Source organism: bacterium (assembly GCA_030648955.1).
GTDB lineage: Bacteria > Patescibacteriota > Minisyncoccia > Phycocordibacterales > JAUSHB01 > JAUSHB01.
Window position 1 is genome coordinate 15,159 of record JAUSHB010000021.1, and the last position, 16,697, is coordinate 31,855.

The following is a 16,697-nucleotide window of genomic DNA, read 5'->3' on the forward strand; positions in this document are numbered from 1 at the left end:
AGCGTTAAGTAAATCCCATGCCGACAGGTTGTCTGATTGTATGGACGAGTTTGTTAATAATAATCACCTGATATTAAATCAGGAAATAGTAAACTATGATACCTGCTAGGGTACTTAAAAAGCCACGGATAGTAACGGGGCTTTTTTCTTACCGATGTCTATAGTATTATGAAGGGAATGTCAGATACCGTCACGTATTTTGCGCAAACCGATGCCCGTAACAAGCGGGTTCCTTTCGGCATTAAGTCAAAAGACCGTACCAAGCATGTTTACGTAATTGGGAAAACGGGTATGGGGAAGTCAACACTTCTTGAAAATATGGCAGTGCAGGATATCAAGAATGGCGAGGGATTTGCGTTTATTGACCCGCATGGTAAAACCGCGGAGCTTCTTCTTGAATATATACCCGAGGAACGTATCAAAGATGTGATTTATTTCGCGCCGTTTGATACCGACCATCCGATTTCATTTAACGTGATGGAAGACGTGGGTTATGATAAGCGACATTTGGTAGTAGCGGGTCTCATGAGCGCTTTCAAGAAAATTTGGCTCGATGCATGGTCTGCACGCATGGAGTATATTTTAAGCAACACACTCTTGGCTCTCCTCGAATATCCCGATTCAACACTTTTGAGTGTTAATCGAATGCTTACGGACAAAGAATATCGCAAGCGCGTGGTTGAGAATATTAAAGATCCGTCAGTTAAATCTTTTTGGGTTGATGAATTTGCAAAATATACCGACCGCTATACTCAAGAAGCAACTCCGGCAATTCAAAATAAAGTTGGGCAATTTACCGCGAATCCACTCATTAGAAATATTATCGGTCAACCAAAATCAAGTTTTGATTTTAGAAAAGTAATAGACGAACGGAAGATTCTCATCATCAACCTCTCCAAGGGGCGCATTGGTGAAAGTAACGCAAACCTCTTGGGAAGCATGCTTATTACCAAAATTTATCTTGCGGCAATGTCTCGTGCCGACATACACGACCGTGAGATGCAGAAACTCCCCAACTTTTATCTCTATGTTGACGAGTTTCAGTCATTTGCGAATGAATCATTTGCGGATATTCTCTCGGAAGCGAGAAAATACAAACTTAATCTTACGATTGCCCATCAGTATGTTGAACAGATGTCTGAAGAAGTGCGCGCCGCAGTGTTTGGTAACGTGGGTACGATGATTATGTTTCGGGTGGGCGCATTTGATGCTGAAACACTCGAAAAAGAATTTGCGCCGGCATTTATGGCGGAAGATATGGTTAATCTTGGGATTTACCAAATTTATCTAAAACTTATGATCGATGGCGTCGCATCTCATCCGTTTTCAGCGACAACCCTTCCGCCGATTCTTCTTCCCGAAAAATCCTCTCGTAATCAAGTGATAGAAAATTCTCAAAAAGCATTTGCGTATCCTCGTCCTGAAGTGGAAGAAGCGATTCGGATATGGTATCAGCCAATTATTCCCGCAAAGCCTATTACACCCATTAACCAAACTTCCATACCAGCGTTAGGAGGCGCATCTAAACCCCTGGAAAAATCTCATCCCGCACCAACGCAGATTCATACTTTGCTTGAAAATCACCCTCCCGAAGAATGGAGTAAAAAAGTAGAACCCAAAAAACCAACTCCCATCACCCTTGATGCGCTTAAGACGAAAAGCCCCGGAGTCATAACCCAAGGGAAGCGTTTAACGGTTCTCTCAAAAAATATATTAGGACTCAAAGAAGCGCTCAAAGAAGTACTCCAGGAGGCAAGATACGATGGTACTAAGAATACCATTCAGGGGATAAAGGAAATAAAACATGACAGTAAGGCGTTGAATCAGGTAATTCCTCGGACAACGCAACCAATGCAACCAAACGCCGATACGCAAAAACAGCAATTGGGGGCTACTTCTGGCGGTCAAAAACAAAATGAAATTCCTGAAGATGTGTTGCGAAAAATGTTACAGGTAGACAGGTAAGTCAATTTACAAAATGAGGTTTCTTAATAAATTTTGTATATTTTTTATTCTCGTAACTTCCGCAACCACTGCTTCCGCGGCGGTTGTTTTCAGTGAGATTATGTATGATCTCAAAGAAGGAAGCGATACGGGACGTGAGTGGGTCGAGATTACCAACATGGGGAGCGAATCGGTTAATCTCACGGGATGGAAATTATATGAAGCAAATACCAATCACGCAATCACGCTCTTGCAAGGAAGCGAGACAATCCCTGTGGGTGGTTTTGCGATTATTGCGAATGATTCTACGAAGTTTCTTACAGATCATGTAGGATTTTCTGGCACCATTTTTGATAGTTCATTCTCACTTTTAAACTCAGGCGAAAGTTTGAGTATTCATGACGCAAATCTTGCCGATATTGATGGAGTAATTTACACATCAACCCAAGGGGGAGCCGGGGATGGAAATTCATTACAGAAAGTGGGTAGTGTGTGGCAGGGGGGAACACCAACCCCGGGTGCACCCAATACTCTTACTTCCGCATCAACAGAGAACGGGACTTCACAACAAGAAACTTCCACCACAAGCACGGGAAGTGGAAGTACAAACACCACCGTCGCAGCGAGCTCGTCTTTCTCCGTAGAGCCGCAGATTTTCGCTTCTGCGGGGGAGAAGAAGCGAATGGCAGTTGTCGGAGGAACCGTTACATTTTCTGGAAGGGTGTGGGGGCTCAAGAAAGAGCCGATTGAGAATGCTCGAATGCTTTGGAATTTTGGCGATGGGAATACTGCCGAGGGAAAGACCGTTGCGCATGCTTATCGCTATCCAGGCACGTACATTGTTACCATTGATGCCTCGTCAGGATATTATTCCGCTTCTGATAGAGTGACCGTTGAAGCGGTTTCTGCCGATGTCGTTATTTCCTCGGTTGGGGATTCGCAATCTTTATTTATTGAATTGCACAATAAGTCGCAATACGAACTTGACCTCTCTTTTTGGAGTATTCGCGCCGGCAATCTCACATTCGTTATCCCAGAGCACACGTTTATTACCGCAGGAGCAAAAATTAAATTTGGGAGCGAAGTAACCGGGGTCACTTCAAACGCACTGGCCAGTGTTGCTCTTTATTATCCCAATGGTATCCTTGCACACCCATATTCTCCCGCGGCACCTTCAAATATATCCGTCGCGCCGAAGAATAATACTAAAACAATCGTTGCATCCAAAACCGTAAAACTACCCGTGCTCCCCGCACCTACGGGCTCTACGCTTAACGATTCACGTTCTATGACCAACACCGTTCTTTCTCAAAATATTGTTGCCGAAAAGAAACTTCCCGAAGAAAACACACAAACCGCTTCTCTGGACAATATCTATCCAGAAACTCACTCTTTGTTTTGGTGGATCATGGGCGTATGCGCGCTTGCGGTGGTTGGCATTGCAAGTGCATTTTTCACCAAGCGTAATCCATCATTAGAACTGGCAAAAAATGAAGCCGACGCGTATGAAATCATTGAAGAAACAGAAGATGACAAAATCCCATTTTAAGGTATAGTTTCTCCATGAATAGACAAGAAGAAGCTAAGAAAACAATACTTGTAACTGGTGGGGCGGGCTTCATTGGCTCGCATTTGTCTGAAAAATACTTGGGTGAAGGGCATCGGGTCATTTGTGTGGACAATCTCCAGACCACATTCAAGCCCAAGAACATCACGCACCTTTTCAAAAATAAAAACTTCACATTCATTAAACAGGATATTATTGATCCGCTGGTGATCAATGAAAAGATTGATTGGATTTTCAACCTTGCGTGTTCGGGATCGTATACAAGCTATCAATATGATCCGGTGCATACCACAAAAAGTAATACGACAGGCGTTATTAATATGCTTGATATTGCGCGCAAGAACAACGCACGTATTCTTCAGGCGTCCACCTCGGAAATTTATGGCGACCCGCTTGAAACTCCGCAGAAAGAATCATATCGAGGCAATGTAAATACTTTAGGTCCGCGAGCATGCTACGACGAAGGTAAGCGCTGTGCCGAGACGCTTTTTATGGATTACCATCGCGAGTATGGCGTGGATATTAAAATTATTCGGATCTTCAATAGTTACGGACCTCAAATGGATCCCAATGATGGTCGCGCAATGACGAATTTTATTTTAAACGCTTTGGATGGCAAAGATTTGGTGATCTACGGCGATGGAAGCAATACACGGAGTTTTCAATACATTGATGATCTTGTTGCGGGAATGGATGCGATGATAAAAAAAGACGGATTTACCGGTCCTGTAAATTTGGGTAATCCCGGCGAGATCACCATGAAGAAACTTGCAGAATTCGTAATCAAAAAAACAAATTCCGTATCAAAAATTATATATGTGAAGGGAGCATCGGATGACCCCAAACGTCGTTGTCCCGATATTTCGCTTGCAAAAGAAAAACTCGGGTGGGAGCCGAAGATACCACTTGAAAAAGGGCTTGAAAAAACGATTGAATATTTTCGTACCGCCGAGCGATCGGACAAAAAAGTACTTGTCTTTGCAACAACCTATCATCCCGACCTTGGTCCTGCTGAGCGCGCCCTTTATGAACTCTCTCAAGAGATGCCTGATACTGAATTTCATATTATCACGACACGTTTTCGCAGCGGACTTCCTTCTATTGAACAGCGTGGCACCGACACAATTTACCGTCTCGGTATGGGAAGTTCTTTTGATAAATACCTTCTTCCGATTTTGGGGACCATGAAAGCGCACGCACTTCACAAAGAACATCAATATCGTTTTGTATGGTCTATTATGGCAAGCTATGGGGGACTAGGAGGAATTCTTTTTTCAAGAATTCACCCGGATACCATGTTTCTCATCTCTTTGGATGACCGAGAACTTATTCGAAAAAAGGGGGTTGCAGAAAAAATCATTGATTTAATTCGTAAAGGTATTTTGTGCAAAGCATCATCCGTGTATGTTTCTAATTTAAGCGAAGACGAAAAATCATTGCTTTACCAAATTACTCCGCAAATGACCGAACGTGGGGGAAATGTGCGTGGTTTTGTGAATCAAGTACGGCGAACCTATGCGGATCTCCTCAATAAACAAGAGCGAAAACTCCATCGCCCGAAGTAGCTTGACAAAAATATAAAGATATGCTATCATGTTTGATGTTAAGCGTATGCTTAACTTTTATGTGATTACTCACCTAAAGAATCGTCCTTTTACAAGGAGATGAAAATGCTTAGCTTCTTAAGGAGAAAGACAAGAGTTATAGAACCGCCGGAAATACTGGATGAAGAAAGGAAATTCGACCGCTATCTAGGCGACTATGGATACAACTTCACAAACTCGGTTGCAGTTGCTGTTGATTTCTTCTTCCGTGCTCGATTAGGGAAACTTCCGGAAGCACAACAGGATCTCGTACGTATTAACCCACAATGGTCTTCAGTGTTGTGCGAACGGATTGTGCCAGACTCTATCAGCACCGAAACATCATGCCGTAGTCGGATTGTCTATATTGGTCAACGCGACAATTACGACATATTGTTTCGTGTAGTAGTTCTTCAAGGCCAGGGAAGTGATAAGTGGCGGGTTGTCGGATTTCATTACCCGCGGGATGAGAAGGGAAGTTACTATGCTGTTTTCGAACCGCATCACTATTGGTTCAATTGGCGGACGAAATCGAACTACCTCAGTCCGCTTGTAAATCCGGACTATTGAATCATTTGAACAAGTGAAGCGCATTGGACTAAAAATCCGTGCGCTTCTTTTTTTGTACTTTAGGGGTTACTATAGAGACAATGTCACAAGAAAGAGTCAAAAAAATTCTCATCTTTTCTCTTGCATACTACCCAAAACACGTGGGCGGGGCGGAGGTTGCCGTCAAAGAGATTACTGACAGGATTGATCCGAAAGAAATTGAATTTCACATGGTGACACTTCGGTTTGATTCAACACTCCCAAAAACAGAAACAATTGGTAATGTGACTGTCCATCGCATCGGATTTACATCAAAAAATCCGACCATGGTGGACATCAAAAAATTTCCGCTTCATTTGAATAAATTCTTATTTCAGTTTCTTGCCGCATGGAAGGCAGGGAGTTTACATAAGAAATATCACTACGACGGCATTTGGGCGATGATGGCGCATTCATGCGCAGTGCCCGCAGGTATTTTTAAAACACACCATCTTTCCATACCCTACGCCCTTACACTCCAAGAAGGAGACCCGATTGATCATATCAAGCGCACCATGCTTCCACTTTACCCACTTTTTGTACGTGGATTTAAAAAAGCTGATGTTATGCAGACAATTTCAACATTTCTTGCTCGGTGGGGGGAAGAAATGGGGTTTAAGGGGCAAATACATATAATCCCCAACGGGGTGAATACAAAACATTTTTCACAAGATTATACGAAAGAAGAGCTTGACACACTCAAACAGGGGCTTGGAAAAAAGATTAATGAAACGTGGCTTATTCATACAGGACGTTATGTTACGAAAAACGGTCTTGATGATATTATCCGAGCGCTTCCCATGTTGCCGGAAAATGTACACCTATTCATGATTGGAGATGGACCGCAAGAACAGACGTATAAAGACTTGGCGGAGTCCTTGAAGGTATCCAAGCGAATGCATTTTCATCCGTATGTTCCCGTGGATAAAATACCAAAATATCTTAAAGCTTGTGATATTTTTATACGCCCGTCGCTCTCCGAAGGAATGGGGAACTCGTTTATAGAAGCAATGGCGGCAGGGATTCCGGTGATCGCAACCCAAGAGGGAGGGATTACCGATTTTTTATTTGACCCTGATCGCAATCCCGATAAAAAGCCGACAGGTTTTGCTGTTAATCCTCACGACCCGGAAGGTATTGCACGGCAAGTGAAGCGTTTTCTTGAAGACAAAAAATTGCGTGATGAAATTATCAAAAATGCCCGTGAGCTTGCGTTCGCAAAGTATGATTGGGATAAAATTGCGGTGGATATGCAAGAAAAAGTATTTAAGCCATTACTCACAAAGTCAAAATAGGAGACCGGTTGTAACTTAAGGTCTAGTACGATATTCTGTGAGATATGAAAATCCTTATTGCCACGGGCATATATCCTCCCCATATTGGTGGGCCAGCGCATTATGCGCAAGAGCTAAAAAACTCATTTGAAAAACTTGGCAATACCGTGCGTGTTGCTACTTATGGAATTGAAAGAAAGATTCCTGTAGGTCTGCGCCACGTTGTGTATTTTTTGCGTGCCAGCTTTTCTCTTTGTGGCGTTGAATGCATTATCGCACTTGATACATTAAGCACAGGTGTTCCAGCAGTTTGGGCGGCACGTATCACGGGCAAAAAAATCATTGTGCGCACCGGAGGGGATTTTCTCTGGGAGTCATATGTTGAGCGAACGGGAGAAAAGATACCACTTTCCGAATTTTATAGATTGAAGCGGAATCTTTCGCTGAAAGAAAAAATAATCTTCCGCCTTACTAAAAATTTACTCCATAACGCGAATGCAATTGTGTTTAGCACTGAATGGCAAAGAGATATTTTTGCGGAAGGGTATGGTCTCGACAAACAGAAAACCTTTATTGTTGAAAATTTCTATGGAAAAAAGATAAAAAACACCATTCCTGCTGAAAAAAAATTCTTATGGGCAGGAAGAACTATTATATTAAAGAATACCGACACACTTAACGCTGCCTTCGATAAAGCAAAAGAAAAAGTTGCCGACATTAGCCTTGAACTTCTTACTAATATTTCCCACGATGCTCTCATGGAAAGAATAAGAAAGTGTTACGCACTTGTGGTTCCGTCGATTTCTGATATAAGTCCGAATCTTGTACTTGAAGGAATCATGTTCGGGAAGCCGTTCATTCTTACACAACATACCGGTCTTCAAAAAAGGCTTGCGGGGTGCGGTATTTTTATTGATCCGCTCAATGCATTAGAACTTGCGGAGCAATTTGTGTACCTTGCCGACCAAAACCATTATAATGGGTATGTCGAACACATCACGCGTTTTTCATACACTCATTCATACGACGAAATTGCCCGGGAACTATTGGGAATTTACAAAACTATATGAAAGTTATCAGTATCGGCAGTGATAGAAATCTTTTTATGGAAGGTACGGAAGTGCGCGAGCGTATGGTGAAGTATGGTCGCCTTACCGAAGAACTTCATGTGGTTGTTTTTTCTCAACGTTCGGCGAATCTTACCCCACAACAGATATCAGAGAACACCTGGATTTATCCGACAAACTCCCTTGACAGATGGTTCTATGTCTGGAGCGCGGTTTCTATCGGAAAGAAATTACTTTCTGCGCATTCGACGAGCGCTTCACTGTGGTTGGTCACTGCGCAAGACCCGTTTGAGTCAGGATACGCGGGTTACAAAATCGCCAAACGTTTTAAACTCGGTCTTCAACTTCAGATACATACCGACTTCTTAAACCCCCATTTTGTCCATGAGTCAAAACTCAATAAAATACGTGTAAAACTTGCAACATTTCTTATCCCAAAAGCAAATTGTATCCGCGTTGTATCAAATACGATTAAAAATCTCATTCTCAAACGATTTCCTCGTGTGAACCCTAAGGCCATAACCGTTCTTCCTGTTTTTGTCGATCTCGGAAAAATAAAAATTACTGATCCATTACTCAATCTTCACGAGAAATACCCCCAGTTTGATTTCATTATACTTATGGTCGCACGCCTTGAACACGAGAAAAACATTCCTCTGGCTATACAAGCACTCAAAAATATTTTGCCGCGTCACCCCAAAACAGGGCTTGTAATTGTGGGGGAGGGAAGTGAAAAAATACGTCTGAAAAAATTAGCTCTTAGTGAAAAGATGCTCGAGAATAGTATAGTTTTTGAAGGATGGCGACAAAATCTCCCTTCATATTATAAAACCGCCGATATGCTTCTTGTCACCTCAAATTATGAGGGGTTTGGTAGAATGTTCGTTGAAGCGGCGTCAGTCGGTTGCCCCATTGTCACCACGGATGTTGGAATTGCACGGGAGCTTATTCTTGACGACGAGAGTTCCTTCATTTGTTCTGTTGGAAACGAATCATGTATTACACAAAACATTGCACGGCTCATCGAACACGAGAGTGTAAGGAGGGTATACGCGCTTAAACTTGAGGCACGCGCAGGGAATATTGTCACGACCGATGAGCAGTCATATCTTGACCGCTACAAGGCATCGTGGGAGTATTGTCTCAACACGCCATGAAGTTACTGATTATTACGCAAAAAGTAGACAAAAATGACCCAATCCTGGGATTTTTTCATCGCTGGATTATTGAATTTGCAAAGCATGCAGATCATATTTCTGTGATATGCCTTGAACAAGGAGAGTACGATCTGCCTAAAAATGTAACCGTATATTCACTCGGTAAAGAACTCAGCGCGGACTTGCGCGGACTAGCACGCGGACTTGCGCGGACAAAATACCTAATTCAGTTTTATCGCCACATTTGGTCTTTGCGAAATAATTATGACACCGTGTTCGTGCACATGAATCAGGAATACGTACTTCTCGGAGCGCCTCTGTGGAAATTATTGAGAAAAAAAATAACCATGTGGCGCAATCACCATTTTGGCACTATATTCACCCGTATCGCAGTTTTTTGTTCCGATGTAGTATTTTGCACATCAAAATATTCTTTCACCGCACAGTTCAAAAAAACAGTTTTTATGCCAGTGGGAATTGATACGGATTATTTCCATCGTGACAAGAGTATTGAACGGAAGAATAAATCAGTTCTCTTTTTGGCACGCATGTCGCCGGTAAAGAAGCCTCAGCTTGTTATGGAATCCCTGCATCGCTTAAACGAGACAGGGACTGATTTTACCGCTGATTTCTATGGCGATTCTTTATCAAAAGATGCTCCGTATCTCGCATCCTTAAAAGAGAAGGTCAAAGAATATGCTTTAGGTGATTGTGTGGCGTTTAAAAATAGTATCCCCAATCACGAAACGCCGCATGTTTATGCTCGGCACGATATTTTTATCAATGCGAGTCCGAGTGGCATGTATGACAAAACGATCTTCGAGGCGATGGCGTGTGAAAGTCTGGTGCTCACCTCGAACCTCAACCTTAAGGGTCAAGTAGACGATATGTTTATTTTCAAGGAAAATAACGACGAGGATCTTTCAAGGAAATTGAAATCTCTATTGGAGCTTGATATTGAAGTAAAAGAAAAATATGGCACGATTTTGAGAACACATGTGATCGATCAACAAAGCCTGACGTTACTTGCACGCACGCTCTTTAAACATCTTACACTATGACACCATGGAGAAAACTTTCATACGAAAAATTGTCCACTGTATCAATCGATGGTGCTATTCTTGATCTTGGTGGATCGCGTAATGCCGATTATCATACGCTCATCCACGGGAAACACACATTCACTACCGTGAATCTGGATAAAACGAACGGGTGTGATATTTATGCCGATCTTGAGCAAGTATTCCCGGTAAAAAGCGACGCATATAACGCGGTCGTGTGTATGAATATTCTTGAACATATTTTCAATTACCGGCAGTTTTTAAGCGAAGCACACCGCACGCTTTGCAAGGGCGGAACATTCATAATGCTCGTCCCTTTTTTGATACAGATCCATCCTTCGCCGCACGATTATTTTCGTTTTTCAGGAGAAGCCCTGGAGCGCATTCTAAAGGAAGTTGGCTTTAAAGACATTATTGTCGAGTCTCTTGGTTACGGAAGTATGAGCGCCGGGAATCAGCTTAGGTACAATCTTCAGAAATTCGCGATCATACGAATATCGAATGCTTTTTTGAGCAAGTGGGCAGATCGTTTCATTGGTTTGATCGATCAAAAGAAATTTTACGGGAAAGAACGATACCCGCTCGGCTATTTTGTTACGGCAAAAAAATAGAATATATCCGCTAGTCTGTTCTAGAAACAAGATTCAATAAACTCATGAGCCAATTTTTTTGAGGTAAGTTTTTCTTTATAGAGCTTGTATCCCGTTTCTCCAATTTTTGCCAACATCGCCGGATTATTTTTAAGAAAGAGAATCTTTTCCGCAAGCTTTGTAGGGTTGCCGGGCTCTACAGTAATACAATTCTCGCCATCTTTGAGGAGTTCAAGAATCGCGGGGTTTTTGCCGGTCAAATAAGGGAGACCAAGCGCTAAGCTTTCGTAGAGTTTAAATGGCAGTGTGCGAGAAAGCCGTGGATGGTCGGCGAGTTGGCCTAGGCTTATATGGCAGGAAAGCATCTTTTCCCTGAGTTCGTCATTAGGGAGTATCTCCTGGGTGATACTTAGATTCCTTGGTTTAAGTTCGTCAACAAGGCTATTTACCATCTTATAGAGAAACCCATGGCCGATAACGAAAAAATGCACATCTTTATTCTCAAGAAGTTTCGCTACTCTGATGATGGTATCAATACCCGACTCTGGCAAAAACTTTCCGCGAAAAAGCACGGTAAATTTCGGATGTTTTTTTATCGATGGATCGCGGAAAAATACTTTTTCATCAACGCCTATCCAAGACCTAACCAACTTTTTTCTCGGGACGACAAAAAGATCGTGTACGAAATTGACCTGTGCGCTACTCTCAAGAAGTATTTTTGACGATAGGTGGAAAGAAAAAAAATCAATGAGCCACGATTTCACCGCTCTCAATGACCATGGATTTTGATTGTTCCGAGAGATAACGCTCGCTTCATATTGGGATGCGACTGCATTGAAAATAAGTTTTTTGAGAGTGAGAAATCTTATGAGTGGAACGAAGTGCGGTAATGTGTATCCCACGATCACCGCATCATAGGAGCCTTTGTTTTTAAGGAACTTTGCTCCTAGTCGCATGTATTTTTTTATTCCGAGATTCTCTTCAATAAGCTCAATGACCGTATGCCCGTTTTCCCGAAGCCCATCGATAAGGTGTTTGTCCGGGGCATAATTGTTTTTGGTTTGTATATAGCAAAATCTCATATTTATACAAGTATATCACCAAATTTGCTATAGTATTCTTACCACGAAAGATCATGAAAACACTTTTTCTTATATTCCACGGTCGGTTCCCCAGCGAAAAAGCTGCTTCTTTGTTTACTGCGAAAAGCAGTGAGGCTTTTGCGGATGAGGGGTATATGGTGACGCTCTTAGTGCCGCGTCGCCTGGGGGTGGATCATAGCGATCCCTACGGCTTTTACGGTATTCGTAAAAACTTTCGTATCGTCTATCTCCCGACACTCGATCTTTTTGGAATCCCGGTTCTTTCACGCGTCGCCTTCTACGTGAGTATGACAGTCTTTTCATTCGCGACATTGATATACATCCTCATGCGAAGCGATCGCTCAAGCATTATTTACTCCAATGAGCACTTGCCACTCCTTCTTACGTCACTCGTGAGGAAGAATACTTTTTATGAGATTCACGATATGCCGGAGAGAAACCGTTCTTTCTATGCGTTACTCTTGCGTTGCATCAAGGGTGCGATTGTTACAAACCACTGGAAGCTTGAACATATCGCAAAAGTATTTAATATATCCCGCACGAAGCTTCTCTACGAACCTAATGCAGTCGAGATAGCTCAATTTGATATTGTCACCATAAAAGAAGAAGCCCGTGCAAAACTTGGTATTAAGTCTCAAACACCCATAGCCCTCTATACGGGGCATCTCTATGGCTGGAAAGGTGTTGACACCCTCGCGCGTGCAGCGGGGATTTTAAGTGGTCGTGCAGAAGTGTATGTCGTAGGAGGGACTCGTGAAGATGTCGTACGGTTTAAGAAATCGTTCGGACACATTTTGAATCTTCATATCGTGGGGCATCGTCCACATAGTGAAATTTCTCTATGGCAGAAAGCGGCGGATGTTGTTGTGCTTCCGAACACAGCACGGGAAAATATTTCAAAGTATTATACTTCACCCATGAAGCTTTTTGAATATATGGCAAGCAAGCGGCCCATTGTCGCGACCGATATTCCTTCGGTAAGAGAGATACTTGATACCACTAATGCAATCATCGTTCCCCCTGATAATCCTGAAGCAATGGCGCGTGGCATTATTACTGCGTTTGAGAATCAGAGCTTGGTAAGCAGGATCACCGATACCGCATATCGTTTTGTAGAACTTCATACGTGGAACAAGCGAGCGGGGAGGGTTTTAAATTTTGTAGAAAAAAGAAACTAGAACTCATCTCAAAATAAATGGCGTAACGAGAGCATTTTTTCTCATGCGAGACGCAGTTGCGGAGAACAAGGCGTATTAAGATACGGCTTGTTTGAGCGACAAGTCGTAGCCGAGAAAAGATGCTCGCAGTAGTCAGGTATCGTTTTCCTTATATCCACCACGGTTTATTTTGAGACGGGTTCTAAAAGTGCACCATCGTGCAGTATTTTGTGGGGAAGTACTTTGTTTTACCTCGATAGTACACCCAATCAATCGGTTCTTTCGTCATGACAATATGCGGGATATTGCCGAAGTACGCAGCAAGGTTTCCGTAACTGCTGTCAGAGCCGATAATGACATCAGTTGTCGCAAGTGTGAAAAGATCCTCCACAGTATTACCATTTGGGCAAATAATATTGAGACCGGGAAAATCATTCTCGTCAATACTGCCGTCTGAAGTGATAATGAATATGGTTTCTTCTCGTTGCCTCACATTTTCCTTGAGATATTCTTTTAATACTTCAAACACACGCAGTGTTTCAAGAAAATATTGTCCATTCTTGAAAGTCGCGTAATCTCCTTGGCGGATATGGACACCTATGATATGAGCATATCGTTTTCTGAGTGGAGTAATGGTCGAGTCGATTGTACGGCGAACAAATTCTTTGGGGGTGAAATAGTGAATAATTTTATCGCGATATTTCGCAATCCCGTCAGGGTTTCTGAAAAGCCAGCCGTCAAAATAAAGCATGTCATTATTTTTTTCAGCATCAAAAAAAAATTTCTTAGATAAATGTGACGGCGGCAGATAGAACGGCGTATTTGTGCTATTTACTGAAGAAACGATAGAACCTCGCCTTGTCGTATACACGAAGAGTATGTAAGCCTTATAGAGCGCGCGAAAAAAACGCGTACGGAGAGCGCTTCGGCGACCAATGAAATTGCGAAATGGACTAAAAAAAACGGAATAAATAGTCTTATTTTTTATCTGGGGAATGTCGAAAAAATGGGCGTACTCAAAGAATGAATGATTTTCGCATTCACGATTTCTCTCAAGGCTGTAAGCATAGATACTTATATAGTTCCATAGCTGGTTTGCCAGCTCTCCTCCGCCATGTTTTAAGATGATCACTTTTTTCATTCTCGATTAAATATTCTCATTATCTGTTTTTTCTTTTCGGCGGGAAAGAAAAAATAATTTTCTGATCGACTCGTTTGCATTTCGGTCACTGGAGTAAGACAAGAGATCTCGTTGTTCAACTGGTAGGGAAGGTAGTCTTTGTTTTCAAGTAGATCGAAAACAAACTTTTTATTTGCGTCTTTTATTTCAATGTATAATATCGGCCTTAATGTCGCAAGTGTTTTTTCTGCCCCTCTCAATACCGCAAGTTCGTGACCCTCGGTATCGCATTTTATGAAATCCAGCCTAGTGATGTTATTTTTTGCAACAAAACCATCAAGCGTTTCGGCGCGCACATTTTCTTCTTTGAGATTTTTTTCATGGAGCTCTTCGAATGATGCCGCAGGAGTGTATCTGCCGGTAGTTTTGACAGGGATTCGCAATATTTTTTCTTCCATGAAATCAGAAAGAGCGATATTGACGGGCGTTATATTTTTTATGCTTTCTGCGACACCTTGGAGTATCCCAAACATCCTATGCTGTGGCTCGAAAGAAAATACTTTTTTAGCATCGCAATTGATGGCAAAAAAGAAACTAAGCTCGCCACGATTAGCTCCGATGTCAAAAACAGTCGAACCATTCTTGAGTATCTGGGGGAGAATAGAGAGCTCTTGTTCCGCAAGCGTATAATTTTTTTTCCACCGAGAAACCCATCTCATTCCTATGATCCTTTGGAAAAACCCAAAGAATAACATTAGGTCAATCAACCGTGCTTTTGATCGTGCCACATAGCCGCTCATATCTTTTCTTTTTTAAAATAATAGAGTCCGGTACCAAAACCCCGAGCAGGATTATAGGTGTTTGAAATTTTATACCCATAGATATATTTTTCTTCTAAAAGTACAAGTGAAGAAAATATTTTTAGAAGGTAATCGCGTGTGAAAGCGCGGTGGGCGTTGAAGTACACCTTATTCTTATTGTCGACAGGAACGGAAATATAGAGCGAGCCGCCTGGCGCAAGAACACGCGTAAGTTCTTTAGCTGCTTTTTCAGAGCCAAAGGAATCAAGGGGGTCGCCATAGCGTCCGAGGCCGATATGTTCGATGACACAAATCGAACTCAAAGACGCGACCTCGCCATCTTTAAAGGGAAGTGCAAGGATGCTCCCTTTCACAAATGAAAGTTCTGGTAGGGAAACTTCAAGCGGACGAATATCAACCATAGTGGTTGGCACGAATTGAGAGATCGTGCCAACAAGATCGGCTTTTGAGCCAACGTCGCAATGATGCGCAGGTTTATTTTCAAAAATCTTTTTTGCGCACCATGTATCTTGATAAAAATAAACCGGATCGATCCCTGTTATAGCCGTTCTATCAAAGAGGCGAGGATATATGTCGCCCGTTGCAAGGGTGAATGATAGGTTTTTAGGGAGCTTCTGGTACTCATGCCAATCTTTGGAGAATCCAACGAATTCTTTGATGGTTGTCGTGATGCCGTGTTTCCTTTTAAGGGAACGTAAAAACATAATCGCCCATTTGAATATGGATATTTGTTTAAGGGTTGTGCGTAAGGTCATACAATATAAGATAGTGCCTTCTTTTTTATGGGGTTTCCGCGAGTGTCGAAGTCAATATACCATTGTTGTTTACAGAAAGGAAAGAGGATGAAAAACATGGTTCTTGTAATGATATTTTTTTGGTTTAATTTTAAAAAGCGTTGCAATAAGAAGAACGACATAACTTTTTTTTCGATAAAAAAATTGTGCGGCGCTATGGCTTCCTGTTCCTGTCGGTAGGATTCTTCCATTGTGCCACTTAATTGCCCAGCTCGTTCCCTAAAGACACTCACGCGTTTATTAAATGACCAAAGAGGTGTGTGCAAAGCGAAGGCGGTCCAAAGTGCATAGTCTCCTGCAAGGCGCAATGACGAGATGTGCAGACGGGCCCTTTTCCAAAGCGACCGTCTCCAGAATACGCTGTCTTGTTGTACAAAATATGCGTTGCGACCGTAAATGCCTTTCTGAAGCCAATCTTGTCGATACAGAAAACAAGACCCTTGCGCAATGATATCACCCCTTTCGTTGGAGGTAGTGTTGATACCCTTGACCCATTCTATGTCGGGATATTGAACAAGAATTCCTGCGACTGTGGCGAATGCCTCCGGAAAATATTTGTCATCCGCGTTGATGTACGCCATCACATCACCTGTGGCTCGTGCGAATCCTTTTTCTATTGCGTCATACATACCGCGGTCTTTTTCGGAGAACCATTGAAGCGTTACTTTTTTACAATAGATGGGATATTGTCCCATGTTTACGCGAGACGCATAAGATTTTATGACTTCAATTGTTTTGTCTGTCGAAGCGCCATCAGCAATAATATATTCAATCTCAAAATCCCCTTTTTGCGAGAGGACGCTTTCAATGGTTTCGGCAATGTATTTTTCTCCGTTATAGACCGGAGTGACGATAGAAAATTTCATACGAT

General features: G+C 42.3%; 14 protein-coding genes and 1 pseudogene. 10 read left to right on the top strand and 5 right to left on the bottom strand.

Translation table 11 applies throughout. The annotated features are described in order from the left end of the window. The first annotated feature begins 168 nt into the window (after nt 1–168). The 9 genes and pseudogenes from Q7S11_04925 (at nt 169) to Q7S11_04965 (ending at nt 10,852) form a co-directional block, all read left to right on the top strand. Nucleotides 169–1,965, top strand: coding sequence for a type IV secretion system DNA-binding domain-containing protein (locus Q7S11_04925; protein MDO8573065.1), 1,797 nt, complete (start codon nt 169–171; stop codon nt 1,963–1,965). Between the two features lie 13 nt (nt 1,966–1,978). After that, complete coding sequence (locus Q7S11_04930) at nt 1,979–3,493, top strand: lamin tail domain-containing protein (protein ID MDO8573066.1); 1,515 nt, start codon at nt 1,979–1,981, stop codon at nt 3,491–3,493. 14 nt (nt 3,494–3,507) lie between these two features. After that, nucleotides 3,508–4,455: pseudogene (locus tag Q7S11_04935) on the top strand (SDR family oxidoreductase). Between the two features lie 720 nt (nt 4,456–5,175). Beyond that, nucleotides 5,176–5,664 (top strand): hypothetical protein, encoded by a 489-nt coding sequence (locus Q7S11_04940; GenBank protein ID MDO8573067.1) that lies wholly within the window; start codon nt 5,176–5,178, stop codon nt 5,662–5,664. A gap of 80 nt (nt 5,665–5,744) precedes the next feature. Beyond that, on the top strand, nt 5,745–6,977 hold the full coding sequence (locus tag Q7S11_04945; GenBank protein MDO8573068.1) for a glycosyltransferase family 4 protein: 1,233 nt from the start codon (nt 5,745–5,747) through the stop codon (nt 6,975–6,977). Between the two features lie 44 nt (nt 6,978–7,021). Beyond that, nucleotides 7,022–8,026, top strand: coding sequence for a glycosyltransferase family 4 protein (locus Q7S11_04950; GenBank protein ID MDO8573069.1), 1,005 nt, complete (start codon nt 7,022–7,024; stop codon nt 8,024–8,026). After that, nucleotides 8,023–9,180 (top strand): glycosyltransferase, encoded by a 1,158-nt coding sequence (locus tag Q7S11_04955; GenBank protein ID MDO8573070.1) that lies wholly within the window; start codon nt 8,023–8,025, stop codon nt 9,178–9,180. Before Q7S11_04950 ends, Q7S11_04955 begins: the two co-directional genes overlap by 4 nt. Further along, nucleotides 9,177–10,241: a glycosyltransferase family 4 protein gene (locus Q7S11_04960; GenBank protein ID MDO8573071.1), complete on the top strand. Its 1,065-nt coding sequence runs from the start codon at nt 9,177–9,179 to the stop codon at nt 10,239–10,241. The genes Q7S11_04955 and Q7S11_04960 overlap by 4 nt, the downstream gene beginning before the upstream one ends. Next, the gene (locus Q7S11_04965; GenBank protein MDO8573072.1) at nt 10,238–10,852 is read left to right on the top strand and encodes a methyltransferase domain-containing protein; all 615 of its coding nucleotides are present in this window, start codon (nt 10,238–10,240) and stop codon (nt 10,850–10,852) included. The genes Q7S11_04960 and Q7S11_04965 overlap by 4 nt, the downstream gene beginning before the upstream one ends. Nucleotides 10,853–10,872: 20 nt before the next feature. Here the strand turns inward: Q7S11_04965 and Q7S11_04970 are convergent, their stop codons facing one another. Next, nucleotides 10,873–11,913: a glycosyltransferase family 4 protein gene (locus Q7S11_04970; GenBank protein MDO8573073.1), complete on the bottom strand. Its 1,041-nt coding sequence runs from the start codon at nt 11,911–11,913 to the stop codon at nt 10,873–10,875. A 53-nt stretch (nt 11,914–11,966) separates the two neighbouring features. Here Q7S11_04970 and Q7S11_04975 point away from each other — a divergent pair, with 53 nt between their 5' ends. Then, nucleotides 11,967–13,112, top strand: coding sequence for a glycosyltransferase family 4 protein (locus Q7S11_04975; protein ID MDO8573074.1), 1,146 nt, complete (start codon nt 11,967–11,969; stop codon nt 13,110–13,112). Between the two features lie 181 nt (nt 13,113–13,293). On the opposite strand, the gene Q7S11_04980 is transcribed toward Q7S11_04975, so the two are convergent. The 4 genes from Q7S11_04980 to Q7S11_04995 are packed head-to-tail and all read right to left on the bottom strand — an operon-like array spanning nt 13,294 to nt 16,692. Further along, nucleotides 13,294–14,232: a hypothetical protein gene (locus tag Q7S11_04980; protein ID MDO8573075.1), complete on the bottom strand. Its 939-nt coding sequence runs from the start codon at nt 14,230–14,232 to the stop codon at nt 13,294–13,296. Beyond that, nucleotides 14,229–15,011, bottom strand: coding sequence for an FkbM family methyltransferase (locus tag Q7S11_04985; protein ID MDO8573076.1), 783 nt, complete (start codon nt 15,009–15,011; stop codon nt 14,229–14,231). Before Q7S11_04985 ends, Q7S11_04980 begins: the two co-directional genes overlap by 4 nt. Beyond that, a complete protein-coding gene (locus Q7S11_04990) occupies nt 15,008–15,787 on the bottom strand; it encodes a class I SAM-dependent methyltransferase (GenBank protein ID MDO8573077.1) in 780 nt (259 codons plus the stop codon). Before Q7S11_04990 ends, Q7S11_04985 begins: the two co-directional genes overlap by 4 nt. Continuing rightward, complete coding sequence (locus Q7S11_04995) at nt 15,784–16,692, bottom strand: glycosyltransferase (protein ID MDO8573078.1); 909 nt, start codon at nt 16,690–16,692, stop codon at nt 15,784–15,786. Before Q7S11_04995 ends, Q7S11_04990 begins: the two co-directional genes overlap by 4 nt. Between the last annotated feature and the right edge of the window lie 5 nt (nt 16,693–16,697).